The 22,441-nt window shown below is 69.0% G+C and carries 26 protein-coding genes; 13 read left to right on the top strand and 13 right to left on the bottom strand.

Translation table 11 applies throughout. The features are described from left to right. The first annotated feature begins 301 nt into the window (after positions 1 to 301). Entirely contained in the window at positions 302 to 1,792 is a 1,491-nt protein-coding gene (locus LI92_RS12500) for a DEAD/DEAH box helicase (protein WP_502691445.1), read from the top strand. 14 nt (positions 1,793 to 1,806) lie between these two features. Then, positions 1,807 to 3,042: an Rv3212 family protein gene (locus LI92_RS12495; protein WP_046319316.1), complete on the top strand. Its 1,236-nt coding sequence runs from the start codon at positions 1,807 to 1,809 to the stop codon at positions 3,040 to 3,042. Here the strand turns inward: LI92_RS12495 and LI92_RS12490 are convergent, their stop codons facing one another. Further along, positions 3,043 to 3,843, bottom strand: coding sequence for a ParA family protein (locus LI92_RS12490; RefSeq protein WP_046319324.1), 801 nt, complete (start codon positions 3,841 to 3,843; stop codon positions 3,043 to 3,045). It abuts the gene before it with no gap. Positions 3,844 to 3,921: 78 nt separating this feature from the next. On the opposite strand from LI92_RS12490, the gene LI92_RS12485 reads away from it, so the two are divergent. Then, positions 3,922 to 4,524 (top strand): acid phosphatase, encoded by a 603-nt coding sequence (locus LI92_RS12485; RefSeq protein ID WP_046319315.1) that lies wholly within the window; start codon positions 3,922 to 3,924, stop codon positions 4,522 to 4,524. Further along, positions 4,521 to 5,636, top strand: coding sequence for an isochorismate synthase (locus tag LI92_RS12480; RefSeq protein WP_046319313.1), 1,116 nt, complete (start codon positions 4,521 to 4,523; stop codon positions 5,634 to 5,636). Before LI92_RS12485 ends, LI92_RS12480 begins: the two co-directional genes overlap by 4 nt. Here LI92_RS12480 and LI92_RS12475 read toward each other — a convergent pair. Next, positions 5,596 to 5,988: a hypothetical protein gene (locus LI92_RS12475; protein WP_192830043.1), complete on the bottom strand. Its 393-nt coding sequence runs from the start codon at positions 5,986 to 5,988 to the stop codon at positions 5,596 to 5,598. The two genes, LI92_RS12480 and LI92_RS12475, sit on opposite strands and share 41 nt — an antisense overlap. A 55-nt stretch (positions 5,989 to 6,043) precedes the next feature. Here LI92_RS12475 and LI92_RS12470 point away from each other — a divergent pair, with 55 nt between their 5' ends. Beyond that, on the top strand, positions 6,044 to 7,009 hold the full coding sequence (locus tag LI92_RS12470; RefSeq protein WP_046319309.1) for a diacylglycerol/lipid kinase family protein: 966 nt from the start codon (positions 6,044 to 6,046) through the stop codon (positions 7,007 to 7,009). A gap of 253 nt (positions 7,010 to 7,262) precedes the next feature. Continuing rightward, positions 7,263 to 7,517 (top strand): WhiB family transcriptional regulator, encoded by a 255-nt coding sequence (locus tag LI92_RS12465; protein WP_046189156.1) that lies wholly within the window; start codon positions 7,263 to 7,265, stop codon positions 7,515 to 7,517. Between the two features lie 66 nt (positions 7,518 to 7,583). On the opposite strand, the gene LI92_RS12460 is transcribed toward LI92_RS12465, so the two are convergent. Together LI92_RS12460 and LI92_RS12455 are read right to left on the bottom strand one after the other, a co-directional pair. Continuing rightward, positions 7,584 to 9,071: a sensor histidine kinase gene (locus tag LI92_RS12460; RefSeq protein ID WP_046319308.1), complete on the bottom strand. Its 1,488-nt coding sequence runs from the start codon at positions 9,069 to 9,071 to the stop codon at positions 7,584 to 7,586. A 32-nt stretch (positions 9,072 to 9,103) separates the two neighbouring features. Then, on the bottom strand, positions 9,104 to 9,319 hold the full coding sequence (locus LI92_RS12455; RefSeq protein WP_046319322.1) for a biotin/lipoyl-binding carrier protein: 216 nt from the start codon (positions 9,317 to 9,319) through the stop codon (positions 9,104 to 9,106). 321 nt (positions 9,320 to 9,640) lie between these two features. On the opposite strand from LI92_RS12455, the gene LI92_RS12450 reads away from it, so the two are divergent. Beyond that, a complete protein-coding gene (locus LI92_RS12450; RefSeq protein ID WP_046319307.1) occupies positions 9,641 to 10,045 on the top strand; it encodes a hypothetical protein in 405 nt (134 codons plus the stop codon). 114 nt (positions 10,046 to 10,159) lie between these two features. After that, on the top strand, positions 10,160 to 10,234 hold the full coding sequence (locus LI92_RS24625; protein WP_011728008.1) for a 50S ribosomal protein bL37: 75 nt from the start codon (positions 10,160 to 10,162) through the stop codon (positions 10,232 to 10,234). 73 nt (positions 10,235 to 10,307) lie between these two features. Here the strand turns inward: LI92_RS24625 and rsrA are convergent, their stop codons facing one another. The 5 genes from rsrA to LI92_RS12425 form a co-directional block, all read right to left on the bottom strand. After that, positions 10,308 to 10,607 (bottom strand): mycothiol system anti-sigma-R factor, encoded by a 300-nt coding sequence (gene rsrA, locus LI92_RS12445; RefSeq protein WP_046319306.1) that lies wholly within the window; start codon positions 10,605 to 10,607, stop codon positions 10,308 to 10,310. After that, a complete protein-coding gene (locus LI92_RS12440) occupies positions 10,604 to 11,272 on the bottom strand; it encodes a sigma-70 family RNA polymerase sigma factor (protein ID WP_502691444.1) in 669 nt (222 codons plus the stop codon). The genes rsrA and LI92_RS12440 overlap by 4 nt, the downstream gene beginning before the upstream one ends. Before the next feature lie 227 nt (positions 11,273 to 11,499). After that, positions 11,500 to 12,042 (bottom strand): anti-sigma factor antagonist, encoded by a 543-nt coding sequence (locus LI92_RS12435; protein ID WP_052740777.1) that lies wholly within the window; start codon positions 12,040 to 12,042, stop codon positions 11,500 to 11,502. 148 nt (positions 12,043 to 12,190) lie between these two features. Then, positions 12,191 to 12,364 (bottom strand): CsbD family protein, encoded by a 174-nt coding sequence (locus LI92_RS12430; protein WP_046319301.1) that lies wholly within the window; start codon positions 12,362 to 12,364, stop codon positions 12,191 to 12,193. Positions 12,365 to 12,449: 85 nt separating this feature from the next. Further along, a complete protein-coding gene (locus LI92_RS12425; protein ID WP_046319321.1) occupies positions 12,450 to 13,199 on the bottom strand; it encodes a TetR/AcrR family transcriptional regulator C-terminal domain-containing protein in 750 nt (249 codons plus the stop codon). A 191-nt stretch (positions 13,200 to 13,390) separates the two neighbouring features. Between LI92_RS12425 and LI92_RS12420 the strand changes: the two genes are divergently transcribed. Then, positions 13,391 to 14,248, top strand: a complete 858-nt coding sequence (locus tag LI92_RS12420; RefSeq protein ID WP_046319299.1) for an SDR family oxidoreductase — start codon at positions 13,391 to 13,393, stop codon at positions 14,246 to 14,248. Positions 14,249 to 14,289: 41 nt separating this feature from the next. On the opposite strand, the gene LI92_RS12415 is transcribed toward LI92_RS12420, so the two are convergent. The 4 genes from LI92_RS12415 to LI92_RS12400 all read right to left on the bottom strand — a co-directional run bounded on the left by LI92_RS12415 (position 14,290) and on the right by LI92_RS12400 (position 18,386). Beyond that, complete coding sequence (locus tag LI92_RS12415) at positions 14,290 to 15,342, bottom strand: class I SAM-dependent methyltransferase (protein ID WP_046319297.1); 1,053 nt, start codon at positions 15,340 to 15,342, stop codon at positions 14,290 to 14,292. Positions 15,343 to 15,423: 81 nt separating this feature from the next. Continuing rightward, a complete protein-coding gene (locus LI92_RS12410) occupies positions 15,424 to 16,833 on the bottom strand; it encodes a sensor histidine kinase (RefSeq protein ID WP_046319296.1) in 1,410 nt (469 codons plus the stop codon). Further along, on the bottom strand, positions 16,830 to 17,552 hold the full coding sequence (locus tag LI92_RS12405; protein WP_046319294.1) for a response regulator transcription factor: 723 nt from the start codon (positions 17,550 to 17,552) through the stop codon (positions 16,830 to 16,832). Before LI92_RS12405 ends, LI92_RS12410 begins: the two co-directional genes overlap by 4 nt. 78 nt (positions 17,553 to 17,630) lie before the next feature. Then, positions 17,631 to 18,386 (bottom strand): SOS response-associated peptidase, encoded by a 756-nt coding sequence (locus LI92_RS12400; RefSeq protein ID WP_046319292.1) that lies wholly within the window; start codon positions 18,384 to 18,386, stop codon positions 17,631 to 17,633. 247 nt (positions 18,387 to 18,633) lie between these two features. Between LI92_RS12400 and LI92_RS12395 the strand changes: the two genes are divergently transcribed. The 4 genes from LI92_RS12395 to rsgA form a co-directional block, all read left to right on the top strand. Then, entirely contained in the window at positions 18,634 to 18,933 is a 300-nt protein-coding gene (locus tag LI92_RS12395; RefSeq protein WP_046319320.1) for a PE family protein, read from the top strand. A 26-nt stretch (positions 18,934 to 18,959) separates the two neighbouring features. Then, positions 18,960 to 20,195, top strand: a complete 1,236-nt coding sequence (locus LI92_RS12390; RefSeq protein WP_286135058.1) for a PPE family protein — start codon at positions 18,960 to 18,962, stop codon at positions 20,193 to 20,195. A gap of 200 nt (positions 20,196 to 20,395) precedes the next feature. Continuing rightward, a complete protein-coding gene (gene aroA, locus LI92_RS12385; protein ID WP_152665450.1) occupies positions 20,396 to 21,688 on the top strand; it encodes a 3-phosphoshikimate 1-carboxyvinyltransferase in 1,293 nt (430 codons plus the stop codon). Further along, positions 21,685 to 22,441: GTPase RsgA (gene rsgA, locus LI92_RS12380; RefSeq protein ID WP_046319287.1), on the top strand; the 757-nt coding region annotated here is incomplete at its 3' end. The genes aroA and rsgA, both read left to right, overlap by 4 nt.

Below are 22,441 nucleotides of genomic sequence, written 5' to 3'. Positions count from 1 at the left end.
GATGTGTATAAGAGACAGGAGGGAACCGAATTCATCACCTCACTGTAGGCGTTCCGCGGCGGTGGACCGATGCCCGGCCCGACCAGGTAGTATGACCGTTGGACAGTGCTTATTCGGCACTGCCGCGCAATGTGCGTACATGCGGTTGGCCCGCCTACTCGGCGAGTGCAGGGCCCCCGGCGGTGCCTCCGAAAATGGGCAAAGTATCGACCGTCGCAGTGTGTGCGCCCCGACCCGCACCGCGATCGACTGACATACCGCGCCGACTTCGAAAGGCACCTGCCCGCGCATGACCCCACTGATTTCCACCACCGTTCCCACCACCCCTCCGAGCTTCGCCGAACTGGGCGTTCGCGAAGAGATCGTTCGCGCACTGGCCGAACAAGGTATCGAGCACGCCTTCGCGATCCAGGAGCTGACGCTGCCGCTGGCCTTGGCCGGCGACGACCTGATCGGCCAGGCCCGTACCGGCATGGGCAAGACCTACGGCTTCGGCATCCCGCTGCTGCAGCGGGTCTCCACCAGTCCGGATCGGCCGCTGACGGGGGCGCCCCGCGCCCTGGTCGTGGTGCCGACCCGTGAGCTGTGCATCCAGGTCTCCGGCGACCTCGCCGACGCGGCCAAGTACCTGACTGCCGGCGACCGTCCGCTGTCGGTGCAGGCCATCTACGGCGGCCGGCCCTACGAGCCGCAGATCGAGGCGCTGCAGGCCGGCGCCGACGTGGTCGTGGGCACGCCGGGCCGGCTGCTCGACCTGGCGCAGCAGGGACACCTGCAGCTGGGCGGGTTGTCCGTCCTGGTGCTCGATGAGGCCGACGAGATGCTGGACCTGGGCTTTTTGCCCGACATCGAGCGCATCCTGTCCCGCATCCCCGACGATCGGCAGTCGATGCTGTTCTCGGCGACCATGCCCGGACCGATCATCACGCTGGCTCGCAGCTTCATGAACCAGCCCACCCACATCCGCGCCGAGGCGCCGCACTCCTCGGCCGTGCACGACGCCACCGAACAGTTCGTCTACCGGGCGCATGCGCTGGACAAGGCGGAGCTGGTCGCTCGGATTCTGCAGGCTCGGGGCCGCGGCGCCACGATGATCTTCACCCGGACCAAGCGCACCGCCCAGAAGGTCGCCGACGACCTGGGCGAGCGCGGTTTCAAGGTGGGCGCGGTGCACGGCGACCTGGGCCAGGTGGCCCGGGAGAAGTCGCTGGCAGCGTTCCGATCCGGCGACATCGACGTCCTGGTGGCCACCGATGTCGCAGCTCGTGGCATCGACATCGACGACGTCACGCACGTGATCAACTACCAGTGCCCCGACGACGAGAAGACCTACGTGCACCGCATCGGCCGCACCGGGCGGGCCGGGCGTACCGGCGTCGCCGTCACGCTGGTGGACTGGGACGAGCTGGCCCGGTGGACGATGATCGACAAGGCGCTCGACCTGAGTTGCCCGGATCCCGCCGAGACCTACTCCAGCTCCCCGCACCTCTACACCGAGCTGAACATTCCGGCCGAAGCCGGCGGTTCCGTCGGCAAGACCCGCCGTTCACCGGCCAAGCGGGACGCGGACGAAACCCGCGAATCGTCGGCCGAGCGCCAGCGTGCGCCGCGCAACCCCAACCGGTCTCGGCGGCGCACCAGGGGCGGTCAGGCCGCTGCCGACGGCTCCCCCAAGGCCGCTGAATCCGGTGACACCGGCGCCGGCACCGACGCCACCACCGGCCCCGGTGCGCCGCGCCGTCGCCGGCGCCGTCGCCCGAACAAGACTGCCGCTGCCGCGAACGGCAGCTGAGTCGGGCGGCGCACATGGTTCGACCCGAGCGCCGCACCGCCGGTGATCTGGTCGCGGCGGCGCTGATCGTGGTCGTGGTCGCCGCTGTCGGGGTTGCCGTCTGGTGGAACAGCGACGCCCGCGCCACCGTCAGCCGACCTGCTCCCGACACCGCAACCATTCCCCCGTCGGCGGCGATGGCGCCAGCGGCGTTGTCGCAGCTGTGGACGGCGCCCAGCCCGGCAACCTGGGCACCGGTGCTGGTCTCGGGCACCGTCATCACCGGCGACGGTCCCCGGATGAGCGGGCGGGATCCCGCGACCGGGGAGGAACGCTGGAGCTTTGCCCGCGACGTCGATTTATGTGCGGTGTCCTGGATCTACCGCTACGCCGTCGCGGTGTACCCGGACTCCCGCGGCTGCGGCCAAGTCAGCGCGGTGGTCGCGGCCACGGGACTGCGCGGACCGGCGCGGACCAGTTACGCCGACCGCAGCGTGCGGGTCACCTCCGAGGGCAGCGCGGTGCTCGCGGCCGGCTCCACCCGCCTGGAACTGTGGCGATCGGACCTGGTGCGGGTGTTGTCCTACGGCGAGATCGACGCACGGGTGAAACCTTCGGCGCGCGGCCTCGGGCAGGGCTGCACCCTGATCTCGGCGGCAGCGGCGTCATCGACGGTCTCGGTGCTGGAGTCCTGCGCGGGCAGCGAGGACCTGCAGCTGACCCTGCTGCGTGCGGGGAAGGACGAAGACGAGCCCGAGACCCAACACATCCCCCAGCCCGGCGTGGCAGCCGACTCCGGGGCGCGGGTGCTCGCGGTGACCGACTCGGACGCCGGGACCAACACCGCCGTCTATCTGCCCACCCCCTCCCCCCGGGTCGTGGTGGTGGACCAGACCGGCAGCACGATCGCCAAAACCCTGCTCCCGGCCAAGCCAACCGCCGCCAGCGCGGCGCTGCCGGTGTCTCGGCCCACCGGGTTGATCTGCTGGTGGACCGGCGAGTCGGTGATGGTGTTCGACTCCGGAACCCTGACCTACCGCTACACCGTCCCGGCCTCGGGTGCCGCGGTCCCGCTGGGGCCGGCGGCCATGATGGGCGAGCGCCTGCTCATCCCGGTGACCGGCGGAGTCGGCGTGGTCGACCAGCGCACCGGCGCCGTCGACCGGATCATCCCGGTCAGCCGCCCGCCCGAGGTGACGTCGGTGTTCCCGGCGGTATCGGGCCCGACGGTACTGGAGCAGCGCGGCGACACGGTGGCCGCGCTGGGGTGATCAGACCTCGGGAGTGAACGTCGGCAGCGATTTGCCGTTCTTCCAATGCTTGAGCAACGCCTCCGCCAGCTGCCGATAGGCAACCGCGCCCTTGTTCTTGCGCCCGGCGATCACCGACGCACCCGACGCGCTGGCCTCGGCGAAGCGCACCGTACGCGGGATCGGCGGCGCCAGCACCGGCAAGCCGTACCGGTCGGCGATGTCGAGCAACACGTCGCGACTGTGGGTGGTACGCGAGTCGTACAGCGTCGGCAACGCCCCGAGCAGCTGCAGCTTAGGGTTGGTGATCTGCTGGACGTCGGCAACCGTACGCAGGAATTGGCCGACACCTCGATGCGCCAGGGTCTCGCATTGCAGCGGCACGATCACCTCGCCGGCCGCGGTCAGCCCGTTGAGCGTCAGCACCCCCAGCGAGGGCGGGCAGTCGATGACGACCACGTCGAACTCGTCTTCCAGCTTGGCCAGCGCCCGTTGCAGGGCGTACTCCCGGCCGGCCCGCATCAACAGCATCGCCTCGGCGCCGGCCAGGTCGATGTTGGCCGGCAACAGGGTCATACCTTCCTCGGTCGGCACCAGCGCCGTGCTGGGCTCCACCTCACCGAGCAGCACCTCGTGCACCGACACCGGCAGTTTGTCGGGGTCGTGCCCCAGCGAGAAGGTCAGACAGCCCTGTGGATCGAGGTCGACCAGCAGCACCCGCTTACCCAGTTCGGCCATCGCCGCACCGATCGAGGCCACCGTCGTGGTCTTGGCCACGCCGCCTTTCTGATTGGCCACCGCCAAGATCCGCATCCCCGTCACACCGACATAGTGGCACGGAGCGGCGCCGCAGAGCACCAAACGGGTGCCGATGTCCTTCGTGGGGCAGAATCGACGGGCGTGGGGATCGAGCAGCACCGACTTCTGCTACTGCGCCACGGTGAAACCGAGTGGTCCCGAAGCGGTCGGCACACCGGGCGTACCGATCTCGAGTTGACCGAGGTGGGCCGGCGCCAAGCCGTGGCCATCGGTGCGCTCCTGGTGGAGCTCGCCCTGGCCAACCCCCTGGTGGTCTGCAGCCCCCGCCGGCGTAGCCAGGTGACCGCCGAGCTGGCAGGACTGCACGTCGACGAGATCTCCGACGACCTCGCCGAGTGGGACTACGGCCGCTACGAAGGGCTGACCACCGCGCAGATCCGCCAGACCGAGTCCGACTGGCTGATCTGGACGCACGGCAGTGCCGGCGGCGAGACGGTGGCGCAGGTCAGCGACCGTGCCGACCGAATGGTCGCGGTGGCGCTGCGGGAGCTGGCCACGCGCGACGTGGTGTTCGTGGGGCACGGACATTTCTCCCGGGCGGTGATCACCCGTTGGCTCGAGCTGCCGTTGGCCGACGGCGCGAGGTTTTCGATGAGCGCGGCGTCACTGGCCGTCTGTGGGTTCGAGCACGGCGTGCGCCAACTGGTGGCCTTGGGGCTGAGCGCGCCGGAAGCGCGCGCGTGAGCACCCCGGCGTTCGTGCTGTCCGGACCGTCGGGGACCGTGTCGGCTGACGCGGTGGCAACCGGATTCGCAGACGTCGCCGCGGCCCAGGTGGCGTTGCGGTCGGGCGTGGCACCGATAGTGATGGGCGCCTTGCCTTTCCGCTCGGATGCTGCCGCGGCGTTGTTCGTCCCGGATGGACTGCGATGCGCCGATGCGCCGGCGCCGGGGCCCGGCGCCGCGCTGCCGGCGATCCGCATCGCGGGGCAGCTTCCGCAACCCGAGGTGCACCGCGACCGCATTCGCCGGGCCCTGGATGAACTGAGAGCACCGGGCAATCCGCTGCACAAGGTGGTGCTGGCCCGCGGTCTGCGTCTGGCCGCCGGCGCCCCGGTGGATGCCGGCACCGTCCTGCGGCGGCTGATGGCCGCCGACCCCAGCGGCTATGGCTACCTGGTGGACCTGAGCGCGGCCGGCGGCGACTACGCCGGCACCGTCCTGGTGGGCGCTAGTCCCGAGTTGTTGGTGGCCCGCGAGGGCGACCGGATCACCTGCCGGCCTTTCGCGGGTTCGGCACCACGCTCCCCCGATCCCGCCGTGGACGCCGCGAACGCGGCTGCGCTGGCCGATTCCGGCAAGAACCGCCATGAGCATCAGTTGGTGGTCGACCAGCTGCGCGCCGCCCTCGGGCTACTGTGCACCGACCTCGAGGTGGCACCGGTGCCGCAGCTGAGCAGTACTGCCGCGGTGTGGCACCTCAACACCCCGATCACCGGCCGGCTGCGCGACCCGGGCACCACCGCGCTGGACCTGGCGCTGGCCCTGCATCCGACGGCGGCGGTCGGCGGGGTGCCGACCGCCGCGGCGGTCGAGCTGATCACCGAGGTGGAGGGCGACCGGGGCTTTTATGCCGGCGCCGTCGGCTGGTGCAACGCCGCGGGCGACGGCCGGTGGGTGGTGTCGATCCGCTGCGCGCAGCTCTCCGCCGACCGGCGATTCGCGCTGGCCCATGCCGGCGGCGGGATCGTCGCCGAATCGGACCCGGATGAGGAACTGGCCGAAACCGCGACGAAGTTCGGCACGATCCTGTCGGCTATGGGTGTCGTTCTGCCCAGCGCAGCGCCGCGGGACTGAACAGCGCCGCCAGCACCGCCAGCGCCGCCACCGCCACCGCCACGCCGTAGCCCCAGCGGTGCGAGCCGACCCCGAGGTACCAGGCGACCGGCAGCAGCAGCAGGTTGGCGAAGACCGCGACGCCGCGCCCGGCCCGGCGGCCCCGCAACAGCGCCCAGCCGGCCGCCGACACCGCGGCACCGATCAGAGCGAACCACGCCGCCGTGCCATAACCGTTGGCCGCGTGCTGATCCGCTCCGGCCAGCGCCCGCAGCACCAGCGTCGCCGCGACGATCCAGGCGGCCGCGCCCTGTGCCGCAACGATCAGGCCCGCTGCGAACACGGCGCGCGGTGAGTCAACGGCGGATTTCACGCCGCCAGCGTAACCACCCCGGCCCCTGGTGCCGATGCCCATACACTGATACCCCGTGCGTGCCGTGCTGATCGTCAACCCGAATGCCACGTCCACCACGGCTGCGGGCAGGGATCTGCTGGCCCACGCGCTCAAGAGCCGACTCGACCTGACGGTGGTGCACACCGACTACCGCGGTCATGCCGTCGAGATCGGTCAGGCCGCCTGCCGGGACGGCATCGACCTGGTCATCGCTCATGGCGGCGACGGGACGGTGCATGACGTGGTCAACGGCCTGCTTGGGTTGCCCGGATCCCCGGCGCCCGCGCACCTGCCGGCGGTGGCGGTGGTACCCGGCGGGTCGGCCAACGTGTTCGCCCGATCGCTGGGCATCGCGGCCGACCCCATCGCCGCCACCAACCAACTCATCGACCTGATCAATTTCCCGGACGGCAAGCCCAGGTGGCGCCGTATCGGGCTGATCGACTGCGGCGAGCGGTGGTCGGTGCTCAACGCCGGGATGGGTCTCGACGGCGAGGTGGTGGCCGCGGTCGAAGCCGAACGCGAGAAGGGCCACGCCGTCACGCCGTTGCGTTATATCCGCGCGGCGGTTCCCGCGGTCCTGGCCAGCACCCGCCGGGCGCCGACGTTGACGCTGCAGCTGGGCGACGAGCCACCGGTCGAAGGCGTGCATTTCGTCTTCGTCTCGAACTGCGCGCCCTGGACCTACGCCGACGCGCGCAGCGTGTGGACCAATCCCGACACCACCTTCGAAGCCGGGATGGGGGTGTTCGCGACCACCAGCATGAAGGTTCTCCCCACGCTGAGGCTGGTGCGGCAGATGGTGTCGAAACGGCCGAAGCTGCGCGCCAAACACCTCATCCGTGACGACGACGTGGCCGCGCTTCGGGTGGATGCGGGCGACACGCCGATCGCGACGCAGATCGATGGCGAATACCTCGGATTGCGATCCTCAATGACGTTCCGGGCGGTTCCCGACGCGTTGGACGTCGTCGCTCCCCCGGCAGAAAAATCCTGCTGACCTGCGAAGATAACCCTCGTCACGGTCGATCAGCGCACAGGTGTGTCCACTGTAATACATGCGCCCCACGGGGCTGGCAGCAGCCCCGCGCAAACGTGACCTGGGCCACGTGATAAAGAGCACCCTTGACATCTGTCCAGGCTGTGAAACGATCGAGCGATCGGATGCAAGCCGTAATCATTTCTTGCGCCGCTTATAACAGTCGAAAAGCATGGCGCACCCTGCTGCGCCCAAGGTAAGGAGTTGGAGACCTATGGATTGGCGCCACAAGGCGGTCTGTCGCGACGAGGACCCGGAGCTGTTCTTCCCGGTGGGAAACAGCGGGCCGGCTCTCGCTCAGATTGCTACCGCTAAGCAGGTCTGCACCCGTTGCTCGGTTGTCACCGAGTGCCTGACCTGGGCGCTGGAGACCGGCCAGGACGCCGGCGTGTGGGGCGGCATGAGCGAGGACGAGCGGCGTGCGCTCAAGCGCCGCAACGCCCGGACCCGGGCCCGCAGCGGGGTCTGACCCCTGCCGACGACGACGCGGCCCCGACCTGGTCGGGGCCGCGTTTTTGTGCCTGGGGCCAGGCCCTCACAACGCCTGGCGGAGCCGGCGACCGCCGACCGGGATGCGCAGCACCATCTCGGTACCGCCGCCCGGCGCGTCCTGAGCGGTCAGTTTGCCGTTGAGTTCCGCCGACACCAGCGTGTTGACGATCTGCAGTCCGAGCCGGTCGGAGGTCTCCAGCCGGAACCCCTCGGGCAGTCCTTGGCCGTCGTCGTGAACCACCACGTCGAGCCAGCGCGCCGAACGCTCGGCCCAGATGGTCACGGTGCGCCGGTCCGCATCGGCTTCGAAGGCATGCTCGATGGCGTTCTGGACCAGTTCGGTGATCACCATGATCAACGCTGTGGCGCGGTCGGCGTCCAGCGAGCCGACCGACCCGACCCGAGCGATGTGAATCGGGAGATCCACGCTGGCAACGTCGTTCATCATCGGCAGGATGCGGTCGATCACCTTGTCGAGGTTCACCACCTCATCGACCGACATCGACAGTGCCTCGTGGACCACCGCGATCGACGACACCCGCCGAACCGACTCCAGCAGCGCCTCGCGCCCTTCGGCGCTGGCGGTGCGGCGGGCCTGTAACCGCAGCAGCGCTGCCACGGTCTGCAGGTTGTTCTTGACCCGATGGTGGATCTCACGAATGGTCGCGTCCTTGGACAGCAGCGCGCGGTCGCGGCGCTTCACCTCGGTGACATCGCGAACCAGCACCGCTGCACCCGCCGGCTGGCCGTGCACAATCAGCGGCAGGGTCCGCAGCAGCACCACCGCTCCGGCAGCGTCGACCTCGAACCGCATGCTCGATCCCCCCGACAGCGACTCGCGCACATGTTCGGCCAGCTCGTGGGCCTCGAAGGGGTCGGAGATCAGCGGCCGGGTGACGGCGACCAAGTCATGACCGGCCAGCTCGGCGGCCAGGCCCATCCGGTGATAGGCCGACACCGCGTTCGGGCTGGCGTAGCGGACTGTGCCGTCCACCGCAAGCCGGATGAAACCGTCGCCGACCCGCGGGCTCGAACGCGACACCGCGATGTCGCCGACGTCGGGAAAGGTGCCCTCGGAGAGCATGTGCACCAGATCTGCGGCGCAGTCGAGGTAGGCGGCTTCGAGCCGGCTGGATGCCCGGCCGCCGGTCAACGCCGTCTGGTGGGTCAGCACCGCCACCACCCGGTCGCCGTGGCGGACCGGCACCGCTTCCATATTGGGCTGTCCGGCAATGCCTTCCCGTCCGATCACGCCAGACTCGAAGGCCGCGACCGCCAGTGGCATCCAGTCCGGGAGCACGACGGTGCCGACCGCGTCGCTGAGCAGCACCGTGGGCGCGGTGTTGGGCCGGCATTGCGCCACGCAGACCAGCGCGCCGACGGGGTCCGGCTCACGGCGTACCCACATCAGATAGTCGGCGAAGGACAAATCCGCCAACAGTTGCCACTCCCCGACGACGGCGTGCAGATGATCCACCGCACTGCCGGGCAAGACGGTGTGTTCGGCGAGCAGGTCACCGAGTGTGGACATTGACTACGTAGCGCCGTTCGGGCCCGCTGGGGTCAGCTGATCACGGCGATCAGGTCGCCGGCCTGGATCACGTCTCCGACCTGCACGGCGACCTTGCTGACGGTGCCGGCGCTCTCGGCCAGCACCGGAATCTCCATCTTCATCGACTCCAGCAGCACCACGGTGTCGCCTTCGCTGATCTGGTCGCCCTCGTGGACCACGACTTCGAGCACGCTGGCCACGATCTCCGCCCGAACGTCCTCGGCCATCTTCACCTCGTTCATCACCCAGTCGACCGTTGTCGATCTGAAAAGCCTAGGCCCTATCGAACCACAACCGGTCCGACCGACGGGCAGCGCGCCCGGCTAAGCAGACTCCAAGTTAATTAAGAGAATTTAGAGAGTTCGATCCGTGATCGTGTCGTGTTTCTCCTGTGACAATTGCATAGCACCGTTACTCGAGTGTTTTTAACGCGTGACGAAATCGCCGTGACGCGGCACAAGTCGAGACCGAACTTGAGGAGTAACGCGTTGTCTGTGAACCGTTTAGCACAGCCGAGGGTACGGCTGACCTTGGTATGCGCCGCCGCGATGTCGCTGGCCACCCTCGGATTTGGGATCGCGTCCGCCAAAGCCGTCCCGGGACTCATCGACGAGCCCCTGCCGATGCCGATGCCTGCGCCGCTCGGCGGCCCCGCCCTGCCGGGCCTGTCCGCCGGCCTGCCCGGCGGTCTCCCCGGCGGCCTCCCCGGCACAGCGGCCCCGGGCAGCTCAGCAGCCGGGATGAACGCCGCCAACTCGTTCCTGCAGGTACTCAACGGGATGCTCAACCGCGTGATCCCCGGGGTGGGCTCGATCGTGCCGACCGATGTCAGTTCCCTGACGCCGCCCGGCTCGCCGATGTCGGTGACACCGGCGCTCGAGGCCCCGCCGGCTTCCCCGGCGCCGCCGGCGCTGGTGCCGCAGACCCTGGCCGGTGCGCGAACCTTCCACTGACGAATCACGGTCGGATTTCTGACGGCGCGGTGGCCGGCCCGGTTCCCGGGGTCGCCACCGCGCCACGCCGGACCATATGAGAGACTGTCCAGCCGGAATATAGGAGGGTCAATCATGGCAAAGCGTGGGCGCAAGAAGCGCGACCGCAAGCACAGCAAAGCCAACCACGGCAAGCGACCCAACGCCTAGATCTAGAGCGTTAATCCGCTGGCTGCCCGCAAGCCCGGCCCCCGGCCGGGCTTGCTGCGGTTGAGCACCTCGACTAGCCCTCCCGGTGCACGATGGTGGTCCGGCTGATCTCCAGCCGCACCCGCTCGTAGAGCCGACGCGGCGCCTTGTCTCCACTGCACTTGCGGGCGATCAGCATCTTGATGCGCTCTTCGACCCCGTAATGCCGCAGACAACCCGGGCATTCCTCCAGATGCCGGCGAAGTTTGGCCCTGGTCTCGGCCGTGCACTCCCCATCCAGCAAGGTCCATACCTCGGCGATCACTTCCGAACAGTCGGTGCCGGATTCGCCGGCAACCGGCGGCGTGTCGCAGTCCCGCGAGCGCTCGGTCACGACGACACCTCCTCGGGAGCCTGGCCGTCGCGGATGAATCCGCGGTCACGGGCGACGTCTGCCAACAGGCCGCGTAGTTGTCGTCGGCCGCGATGCAGCCGCGACATCACCGTGCCGATCGGTGTATCCATGATCTCGGCGATCTCCTTGTACGGGAACCCTTCGACATCGGCGTAATACACCGCCATCCGGAACTCCTCGGGAAGCTGCTGCAGGGCCTCTTTGATCTCGGTGTCGGGCAGCGACTCCAGCGCCTCCACCTCGGCCGAACGCAGCCCCGTGGAGGAGTGTTCGGCCGTGGACGCCAACTGCCAGTCGGTGATTTCGTCAGTCGGGTATTCGGCGGGCGAACGTTGCTTTTTGCGGTAGCCGTTGATGTAGGTGTTGGTCAGGATGCGGTACAGCCACGCCTTGAGGTTGGTGCCCTCCCGGAACGAGCGGAACCCGGCGTACGCCTTGACCATGGTCTCCTGGAGCAGGTCCTCGGCATCGGCAGGGTTGCGCGTCATCCGCAACGCACCGCCGTAGAGCTGATCGAGTAGCGGGATTGCGTCGCGTTCGAACCGGGCGGTCAGCTGCTCGTCGGTCTCCCCGGAACGCACCGGCGCCGTCGACTGCGACGCGGCGTCAGTTCCGGTACCGACCGCACTCTCACCGTCTGCCATCTGTATCGCCGAGATCCCTTCCGTCGCGACGCTCACAATCAGCCCTGCCGGCGCCTCGCGTTCCAGCAGGCCAATCGCCGTCGACATCGCCGACTCCTTTCCGATCCTAGGGCCGTGAGCGACAGTCACGGGTGGCGACCACACCAACTGTGTAACTCAACACCGTGAACCGTGGCGCCCATTCCCGCGGCAGCTGGGCCCTAGGGGTCGGAATACCGGCGTCGTCCTCAGCCGCCCAGCACCGGGCCGGGATCCTCGCTGGCGGCGCCGCCGAAAGCATCCTCAACCGTCGCCGCGAACGAGAAATGGGTGTTCAGGCCCGCCGCCGCGACCACCCGGGAGGCGATGTGCTGACTGCTGACCAGGCACAGCCGGATACCACGACGGCGGCAGCTGGCCGACTCCTCCACCAGGACCGCAAAGGCACAGACCCCCATGAACTCGAGTCCGCTGGTGTCGATGATCAGTGGCCCGGGCGAAGTTGCGGCCCCGGCGGCCTCGCCGACCAGCCGACGCCACACCGCCACGTTGGACGCATCGACGCTGCCCGCGGCGCAGATCAGCAATGCCGAGCCGCGACGCTCCACCAGCACGTGGACTTCGTCGCCGTCATCGGTGGCGCAGTCCGCCGGTACGGCCGGCGCCTCCTGCAGTACGGACGCGCCACCGGGCCGCGTTCCGGCGCGGCGAGCGGGCGCGCGTCGCGATCGACGCTCGCTGGGGCGCCACGCCGCATAGCGGCAGAGTTTACGTCGTAAACCAGACAGCATTTGCTCGAAGGTACGCCCGTTTGTTTACGGTGTAAACGCGGTACGCCCGGCCCCTGCTCAGAAGGGGCGTCGCGGCAGCGCTCCCACCCGTGTAACGCAACCGTCCCGCGCACCATCACAGGTGCGCGGGACGGCGGTTCGGCGTTTATCAGTCCCGGAAGGCGTCCTTGACGTTCTCGCCGGCCTTCTTCAGGCTCGACTTGCCCTGGTCGGCCTTGCCCTCGTTCCTGAGCTTGTCGTCGCCGGTGACCTTGCCGGCAGCCTCTTTGGCCTTTCCGGCGACGTCCTGGGCAGCGTTTTTCGCCTTGTCTTGCAGTCCCATCGTGAAACTCCTCCCTCGTGACGGTGCAACACAAGGCATGCCCACGATGTTTACGACGTAAACCTTCTGGGTGGGATCTGCCGAATCAGCTTCGGGCAGCCAACAATTCGAGGCGATCGAGGATGGCTTCCAGCGCCTCTTCGAACTCGGCGGTGCTGCGGTCCTGCGACAGCCTCGGCTGCAGCCGCCGCAGGTGCGGATAGTCGGTCAGGTCGCGCCCGGGCGCCGGGCCGTCCTCGAGGATCTCCACGTCGGGGTGCAGCTGAGCCCCCCGGGCGGACACTTCCAGCAGCAGGTGACCGATCAGGAACGTGGTGTAGGAACGGTAGGCCGACACCGCGGCGTCGTCGTCGAATCCGTAGGAGATCAGGGTGTCCAGGAAGCTTTCCATCCACCGCAGGCTGCGGAGGGGCGGCCGGACCCAGGGCGCCTCCGGCGCCTGGGTGGCGACCAAGGGAAAGACCTCCGGGTGGTCGAGCGCAATCGCGCGGACGCCGTGCGCCAGCCGCAGTAGGTAGTCCTGCCAGCCGTCTTCCTGACGCCGCGCCGCGAGCTGGTCGGCGTAGAGCCGGTCGATGATGTGGTCGACCACACCGGTGAGCAGATCCCCGCGACCGTGCACATAGCGGTACAGCGCCATCGCCTCGACCCCGCAGGCCGCCCCCAGGCGTCGCATCGTCAAGTTCGACAGTCCGTGCCGATCGATGAAATCGATGGCCATCTCCAAAATGCCCTCGCGGCTCAGCAAGGGCCGAAGACCGGCGGAATCCCCGGCGTCGGCGGGCAACTCGGACTCTGCGGGGCCCCGCCGGGAATCCAGGTCATCGCCATCCACGCGGACCACCCCATTTCACTGCACCGACAACCGAAGATCAGCCGACCAGCAACTCCCGGGCGTGTCAGCCATCCCTGCCGCCGTGCGGCGGACTACGGGCCTCGGCATCTGCCGTTGGTGAGTTTACGTCTCCTGGCCCCCGTGGCCAGACCCGCTTCACCACATTGCCCGCACGACATAGGCTGACAGCCATGCCCACCTCAGGCCCGCTCGCCGGCAAGACGATGTTCATCTCGGGCGCCAGCCGTGGCATCGGTCTGGCGATCGCCAAACGAGCCGCGCGCGATGGCGCCAACATCGCGTTGATCGCCAAGACCGCACAACCGCACCCGAAACTCGACGGCACCATCTACTCCGCGGCCGCCGAGATCGAAGAGGCGGGCGGGCAGGCGCTGCCGATCGTCGGTGACATCCGTGACGGGGACGCGGTGGAAGCCGCGGTGGCAACCACCGTCGAGCGGTTCGGCGGTATCGACATCTGCGTGAACAACGCCTCGGCGATCAACCTCGGCTCGATCCTCGAGGTTCCACTGAAGCGCTTCGACCTGATGAACGGCATCGAAGTCCGCGGCACCTACGCGGTGTCGCAGGCCTGCATCCCGCACATGATCAACCGCGAGAATCCGCACATCCTGACCCTGTCCCCGCCGATCCGGCTGGAGTCCCAATGGCTGCGGCCCACCGCATACATGATGGCCAAGTTCGGGATGACGTTGTGCGCGCTGGGGATGGCCGAGGAACTGCGCGGGCACGGGATCGCATCCAACACGCTGTGGCCGCGCACGATGATCGCGACGGCGGCCGTGCAGAACCTGCTCGGCGGTGACGAGGCGATGGCCCGGTCGCGTACCCCGCAGATCTACGCCGACGCCGCGTACGCCATCGTGACCAAGCCGGCTGACTACACGGGGCATTCCCTGCTGTGCGAGGACGTGCTGGTGGAGTCCGGCGTCACCGACCTCTCGGTCTATGACTGCGTGCCCGGAAGCGAACTGGGAGTCGACCTGTGGGTCGACGCCGTCAACCCCCCGGGATACGTGCAGCCCTGAGCTGCGGGCGCTGATCGGATGGCGCCGCGCACCGGCGGCCGTTACCCGACGTCGGCCGGGCACTGATAGACCAGCCAGCGCAGGTCGATCGGGCACTCGGCCGGGTCGATGTCGAAGATGTCGAGGCCGCGCGCCCACTCGGAGTACCAGCCGGTGGGGGGCCAGGCGCCGTCGGGAAGATTGGCCTTCTCGTACTCAAACACTTGGTCGTCGGCTACCAGCTGCAGGCTCAATCCCGCGGCCGCTTCAGCGATCTCCTGCCACGTGTAGAACATGTTGTAACACTGCTGGCTCATTTCGCGAGCCGCACTGTCGGGCTCATACCCGTCCCGAGTCACGAAGACGTTCATGACCAGATACCCACCCGGAGCCAGCCGCTGGGCCGCCAGGGCGAACACCTCACGCAGCTGTTGGGCGCTGCGGAAGTCCATCGTGACCTCGGAGAGCACGATCAACTGGTACTCGGCGTGCAGGTCGGCGGTCGCGACGAAGACGTTCCTGCCGATCACCGTGACGTCGAGCGCTTCACGGTGCGCGTCCACCCGGATGGTGTCGGCGAACGTCGGGGTCATCTCGACCGCGTCCACCGGGTGGCCACGCCGGGCCAAGGCCAAGCTGTTACGGCCGGTGCCGGCCCCGATATCGAGCACCCGGCATGTCCGGGCGTCACCGAACTCGGCTGCCAGGTCCCAGACCCGCGCGTCGGGCTCGATCCCGAACAGCGGCGGTTGGCGGGTGGCCAGCCAGTTCTCGTACCCGATCTCGATCGAGTGCCACTCGGCGCGGATCATGTAATTGAGCACGTTCCCGACAGGCACCTCGTAGCCGATGATGATGACCGACCGCGACGAAGCCTCAAATGCCGCGGCCAGCTCCGTCTGCAGAGCAGCCCTGAGCTGCTCGCGTTCCTCGTCGCACAGCGGCGCTCCCAAACCGGAGAACAGCGTGTCGCACAGCGTGACGTACTCATCGAGCAGGCCGGGAACAGCCGGGATCCGAATGTTTCCGGAAGCCTCCGCCAGCCGGTAAAGCCTCCTGGTCATGGCTTGGCGCAGCCGCCGCGGGTGGGCCGAAGGCTCGGGTTGCCTCTCCATGCAATCGTTTGTATCGAAACGTCCAGCTAATTGCCAGTAACATGGCAGCATTCACGCAGATTCACCGGAAATAGGGGCGGTTCAGCCCTCCGGGATGAACCACAGGAAGGTCACGCCCGCACCGTTGTGGGGCACACAGGTCAGCGTCCCGCCGTGGGCGACCGCCAATGCCCGCGCAATCGGCAGCCCCAGACCGGCCCCACCGTGGTCCCGGCCGCGGTCGCTGTCCAAGCGCACCAACCGATCGAAGATCCGCTCGGCGTCGTCGGCACTCACCCCGATACCGGTGTCGGTGACCCGCACCTCGACCCCTCCGTCAGCGCGGTCGACCTCGACAGCGATCCGACCACCGGGCGGCGTATAGCGCCGTGCGTTGTCGAGCAGGTTGGACAGGATCTGCGCTGCCCGCATCGGGTCGAGGCGAACAGTCGCCGAATCCAGGCCGCTGCGTTGCAGACTCAGCTGCGGTGCCAGCAACGCGGCACGATCCATCTGCGTCTCGACGATCGCGACCAAGTCGGTCTCCACGAGCTCCAGGGGCAGTCCCGCATCGATGTAGCTCAGGTCGAGCATGTCGGTGACCAACCGGGTGGCCCGCCGCGCCTCGGTCAACAGCAGCGTGGCCCGCCGATGCTGGCGGAGCAATTCGGGCTCACGTCCGATGTCTGACTCGAGTGGGTCGTGCGACAACCGCCGGCTGACGTAGCCGGCGATCTGTTCCGCGGCGGCCTGCATGCCCGCGATCGGGGTACGAAGCTCGTGAGCGGCATCGGCCAGGAATCGGCGAACCGCGGCCTCCGCACGCCGGGCACCTTCGGCCGCGAGCTGCGCTCGCGTCTCGGAGGCTTCCAGCTCGTCGAGCATGTCGTCGAAAGCCTCTGCTGCCCTCCCGAGTTCGGTCTTCGGACGGTCCGGACGCAGGCGTCTGCCCCGGTCGCCGGTGGTGATATCGCGCGCCAGATCGGTGAGCCGGTCCAGCGGTGCCAGCAGCACCCTGCTCAGCCCCGCCAGCAACACCGCTGCGAGCACCAGCGTGGCCAGGCCGGCTTCGATCATCAAGCGGCGCAACCGCTGTAACGTCTCGTCGGCCTCGGTGGTGTCGGCGACCAGAATCACCCGATCGCCGTTGGCCAGGGAATGCACCCGCACGGCAGCAGAATCGTCGGGTTCCAACGGGGGGTGAAAGCGCAATGCTCCCGCGGTCAACCCGGGATCGATCGCCGGGTTGCCGTAAGCAGGGCCCGCCGCGGTCACCACCAGCGCCGCCACGACACCCCCATTGAGCTGCTCCGCCAGCTTCTCCGCCGAAATCCCCATTGCCACCAGAGAATCGGCGCGAGTCAGCGCCGACGCCAACCGCTCGTTGAGGCTGCGGTTGTTCGACGCCGTCAACGTGGCGTCGATCACCAGCCCCATAGCCACCATCAGCGCGGCGAGCAGCACCAGCACCATCACCGTCAGCCGGTGCCGCAGCGATGGCGTGGCGGTCATGAGCCGGGAATCTCCAGCCGGTAACCCATGCCCCGCACGGCGTGCAGAATCTGCGGCCCCAGCGCCTCGAGCTTGCCGCGCAACGCATCCAGGTGAGCCTCAACCAGGTCCGGATCCTCGGCCTCCTGGCCCCATACCGCGGTGAGAATCTGGCCGGCGCTGACGATGCGGCCGCGCTGTTCGACCAGAAAGACCAGAACCCGCAGCTCAGTGGCAGTCAGGTTCAAAGGTGCCCCGGACCGGGAAGCCGCGCCGGCCTCGACGTCGATCGTGAGGTCCCCGATATTCAGCGCCGACGGCAGGCGCCCCCGCCTGCGCAGCACCGCGCCGACGCGGGCAACCAGCTCGGCGAGCTCGAACGGCTTGGCCACATAGTCGTCGGCGCCGTACTCGAGCCCACGCAGCCGGTCGGAGAGTCCACCGCGAGCGGTGAGCAGCAGCACCGCTGCTTCGCCCCGCTTCACGATCACGTCCATCAGCGCAAAGCCGTCGCGGCCCGGCAGCATGACGTCCAGTACCACCAAGTCGGGCCGGAAGTCGTCCAGCACGTTCTCCAGCCCGTGCCCGTCCGGCATCGTGGCGGTGACGTAGCCGGCGTCGGACAGCGCCTCGCCGACCATCTCTCGGATTGTCTCGGAGTCCTCGACGACCAGCACTCGCGGCGTGCTGCTGCCGCCAGACCCGCCGCCGCGCCGCTCGGCGGGCCGGAAGTCGGTCATGCTTCATTGATAACACTGCCGTGCGCGGATCGGAAAAGGCCTCCACGGTAGCTGCGTTGCCGGCTTCGCTCCGGCCGACTACAGCAGGTACGCCTGCTCGGGTTGCGGCGCGGCGGGCGCGATCAGGTCGGGCGAGTTGTTGGCGACGCTGTTGACCAACGGCGAGACCTGGCGCAGCACCGTCCTCGGTGCCGCAAGTGCGCCGTTCAGCATCCCGGTGTCGATCGCGCTGTCGGGGTCCAGCCAACGATCCCAATGGCTTTGGGTCAGCAACACCGGCATCCGGTCGTGGATGCCGGCCAGGTCGCCGACGGAGTCGGTGGTGATGATGGCCAGGCTCAGCACCGGCTCGGAGGTCTTGTGCGGCCGCCACACCGACCACAACCCGGCGGCGAACAGCGTCGCGCCGTCCCCGTGGATGTAGAACGGGGTCTTGCGGGCCTTGCGGCCGGCCGGACTGCCGGGCGCGGTGCGCCATTCGTAGTAGCCGTCCATGGGCACCAGACAGCGCCGATGGTCCGCAGAGGCCCGGAATGCCGGCGAGGTGGCGACCTTGTCCGCGCGGGCGTTGATCAGCAACCGACCCCCCGGGGCCGGTCTGCCGTCGGCCCCGGTCCGGGTCCAGGGCGGCACCAGGCCCCAGCGCATCTGTCGCAGGCGCCGCGTCGGCCGGTCGCCGGGCTCGCCGTGCCGACAGACCACCGCGATCACGTCGTCGGTGGGCGCCACGTTGTAGCTCGGGCCGGCGTAGCGCTCCGCCGGGATCTCGTTGACCGCGCCGATGCGCGCGGCCAGCATCTCCGGGTCGGTGGTCACCGCGAAACGCCCGCACATGCCTCCATGGTGACAGCTGCCCGGTGCGGTCGCGACCGCGAAACGAAACGGTTAACAGCTGGGGGCCAAGATGAACAGCAGACGTCATCGAATCGACGGCTAAGCCTGGCCGATGAACATTCGATCCTTCGCGGTGAACAACGAGTGTGAGCGCTTTTCAGGCCCCCGTACAGGTGCTTACGCTGGCAGTGTTCTGCAAGTTTCCCGCAAGTTCCTGCACTCCCGTGCAGGCAAGGAGGAGTTAGACGTGTCGACCGTTGTTGCGCAGCCGGAGGTCTTGGCTGCGAGCGCCCATGAGCTTCAGGCGATAACCGCGGAAATGCAGGCCGGAAATGCAGCGGCGTTTGTCCCGACGACCCAGATCGTCCCGGCGGGCGCCGACCTGGTGTCCATCCTGACCGCCACCAGCTTCGCCGCACACGCCGAGCTCTACCAGCAGGTCGGTGCACGTGCTGTTGCCATGCAGCAGATGTTGGAGACCGTGCTGAGCATCAGCTCCGGGTCCTACGCCGCCACCGAGGCCGCGAACGCGGCCGCGCTGGGTTAAGCGCGGGCAAAGCAATGGATTTCGGTATGTTGCCGCCCGAGGTCAACTCGGCGTTGATGTACGCGGGCGCCGGCTCGGCCCCGCTGTGGGCCGCTTCGCGGGCCTGGGAGAGTTTGGCCGCGGGCATCTACTCGACGGCCGCGAGCTACTCGACGGCGCTGGCCGACCTGACCGCTGAGTGGCAGGGTCCGGCGGCAGCGGCCATGACGAACGCGTTTGCGCCGCACCTGGAATGGCTGAACCGGGCAGCTGCCCAGGCAGAGCAGGTGGCAGCGCAGGCAGGCGCTGCGGCAGCGGCTCATGACGCGGCGTTCGCCGCGACGGTTCCGCCTGCGGTGGTCGAGGCGAACCGCGAGACGTTGATGGCGCTGCTGGCAACCAACATCCTTGGACAGAACACTCCGGCGATCGCGGCCACCGAGGCCGCCTACGGCGAGATGTGGGTGCAAGACGCCGCCACGATGTACAGCTACGCCGGCCAGTCGGCGGCCGCGACGACGCTGCCGCCGTTCACGCCGCCGGCACCCACCGTCAACCCGGCCGGGGTGGCGGCACAAGAGGCCGCGGTTGCGCTGGCGGCCGGATCGGCCACCGCCACCGACGCCGACACATTGACCGCCCTGACCACGGCGCTGCCCGGCCGGTTGGGCGACCTCGCCGGCCCGGCGATGTCCGGATTCCTCAACGACCTGCAGAATCCGATCACCCTGGACGGGTCGAGCATCACCTTCAACGGGATCCTCGGCGACTTCATGCGGGGCCTGACCGGGTCGGAAACGCTGAGCGCGTCGAGCCCCATGGACATGTTCATCCGGATGGTCTCGCCGATGCGACTTTTCACCACGGCGTTCAAAGACATCGACGGGCTGTCCCACTCGTTGTTCCCGGCGGCGAAGGTCGCCGAAGGCGCCTCCAAGGTCGCCGAAGGCGCCGCCAAGGCAGCCGAAGGTGCCGCCAAGGGACTGGGTGCCGGTATCTCGGGTATCTCGGGCACCATCGGCAAGGCCTCGCTGGTGGGCCCGCTCTCGGTGCCGCAGACCTGGGCAGCGGCCGTACCTGCCGCGGCGACCCAGGCCGCAACGGCGCAGCTCAGCGGCTTTGGGGCTGCAGGAGCGGCCGGGGCCGGTGGCGCCGCCCACACCATGGGCGGTGTTCCGATGGCGGGCGCCGGCGGTGCCGGCCGCGGCGGCTTCGGCGCCTTCGGCACTCCGCGGTACGGATTCCGGCCGATGGTGGTCGGACGTCCCCCGGCCGGAGGCTGACCCCAAGCTCCTGGCCGATCGCGCCGCCCCGCGATCGGTTCCCTATCCCTATCGATGCCGCGCCATGACCTGCTCTGGCGCGGCATCGGCGTACTGGTGGCAGAACCCGGACAGCACATGTCACGCCGGCAACCCGGCCTGCGGCGGCATGACCGCGCGCCGATATCAGCGACCCGGTCCGACGCTGGCAGGATGAGAGCGTGATGAATTGGCCGGCGCCTACGCCTACCGCTGCTATCGACGCGACGGTGACCGTGCCCGGTTCGAAGTCGCAGACCAATCGGGCGTTGGTCCTGGCCGCACTGGCGGCCGATCGCGGCGGCGGTGTCTCCACCCTGACCGGCGCCCTGCGCAGCCGCGACACCGACCTGATGCTCGACGCACTGCGGGCGCTGGGCCTGCGCGTCGAGGCGGTGGCGCACCACGTGACGGTCAGCGGCAAGATCGACCCCGAGCCGGACATCCGGTTGAACTGCGGTTTGGCCGGTACCGTGCTGCGGTTCGTGCCTCCGCTGGCCGCCCTGGGCACGGTCACCGTCACGTTCGACGGGGACGAGCAGGCGCGGGCCCGGCCGATAGCGCCACTGTTGGATGCGATGCGCAGCCTGGGCATCTCGGTCGACGGCGACGGGCTGCCGTTCGGGGTCCATGGCACCGGGTCGGTGGCCGGTGGCACGGTGGCGATCGACGCCTCGGCGTCCTCGCAGTTCGTCTCCGGCCTGCTGCTGGCCGCGGCGGCGTTCGACGACGGGCTGACCGTGGTGCACACCGGGGCGAGCCTGCCGTCCGCGCCGCACATTGCGATGACGGTGGCGATGCTGCGGCAGGCCGGAATCGACGTGGACGACGCCACCGCGAACCGCTGGCGGGTCGAGCCGGCGACGGCGGCGGCCCGCAACTGGGACATCGAGCCGGACCTGTCCAACGCCACCCCGTTCCTGGCTGCCGCCGTGGTCACCGGAGGACGGGTGCGTATCGCCGGCTGGCCCGCCGTCGGCGTACAGCCCAGTGCGGCCATCATCGAGATCTTCGGCGCCACCGGCGCTCGGGTGAGCCACACCGATACCTGTCTTGAGGTGCAGGGCCCGGACGGTTATGGCGGCTTCGACGTGGATCTGCGGGCTGTCGGCGAGCTCACCCCGACGGTGGCGGCGCTGGCGGCCTTGGCCGATCGCGGGTCGGTGTCGCGGTTGCGCGGCATCGCGCATCTGCGCGGGCACGAGACCGACCGCCTGGCGGCGCTGACGACCGAGATCAACCGGTTGGGCGGCCAGGCGGTCGAGACCGACGACGGCCTGGTGATCACCGCCACCGAGCTGCACGGCGGGACGTGGCACTCCTACGCCGACCATCGGATGGCTACCGCCGGTGCGATTCTGGGGCTGCGGGTGCCCGGCGTGGAGGTCGAAGACATCGAGACCACCGCCAAGACCCTGCCGGCGTTTCCCCGGATGTGGGCCGACATGCTCGCCGATGCGGGAGCCGGGGCTTGAAGCCGGAGGACTATGACGAGTCCGACGTCAAAGTCCGCTCCGGTCGCGGGTCGCGGCCGCGCACCAAAATCCGCCCGGGGCACGCCGACGCCCGTTCGGCGATGGTCGTCAGCGTGGACCGCGGCCGCTGGGGCTGCGTTTTGGACGGGGATCCCGCCGACCGGCCGATCACCGCGATGCGGGCCCGCGAGCTGGGCCGTACCCCGATCGTGGTCGGCGACCGCGTCGACGTGGTCGGCGACCTGTCCGGGCGGCCGGACACGCTGGCCCGAATCGTGCGACGCAGACCCCGGCGAACGGTCTTGCGGCGCACCGCCGATGACACCGACCCCACCGAGCGGGTGGTGGTCGCCAACGCCGATCAGCTGCTCATGGTGGTGGCGCTGGCCGACCCGCCGCCACGGACCGGTCTGGTCGAACGGGCCCTGATCGCCGCCTACGCCGGAGGCCTGGCGCCGATTCTGTGCCTCACCAAGACCGACCTGGCCGATCCGGAACCGTTCGCCGGTCAGTTCGCCGACCTCGACCTCACGATCGTGACCGCGGGCCGCGACGACCCGCTCGACGCCGTCGCCCCCCTACTGGAGTCGAAGGTGACCGTGCTGTTGGGCCACTCCGGTGTCGGCAAGTCCACCCTGGTGAATCGCCTTGTCCCAGACGCTGACCGGGCCGTGGGGCGGGTCACCGACATCGGCCGGGGCCGGCATACGTCCACTCAGTCGGTGGCCCTGCGGCTGGCGGACTCCGGCTGGG

Source organism: Mycobacterium sp. UM_Kg1 (assembly GCF_000972925.1).
Lineage (GTDB): Bacteria > Actinomycetota > Actinomycetes > Mycobacteriales > Mycobacteriaceae > Mycobacterium > Mycobacterium hiberniae.
This window is presented reverse-complemented; position numbering and strand designations above follow the sequence as displayed.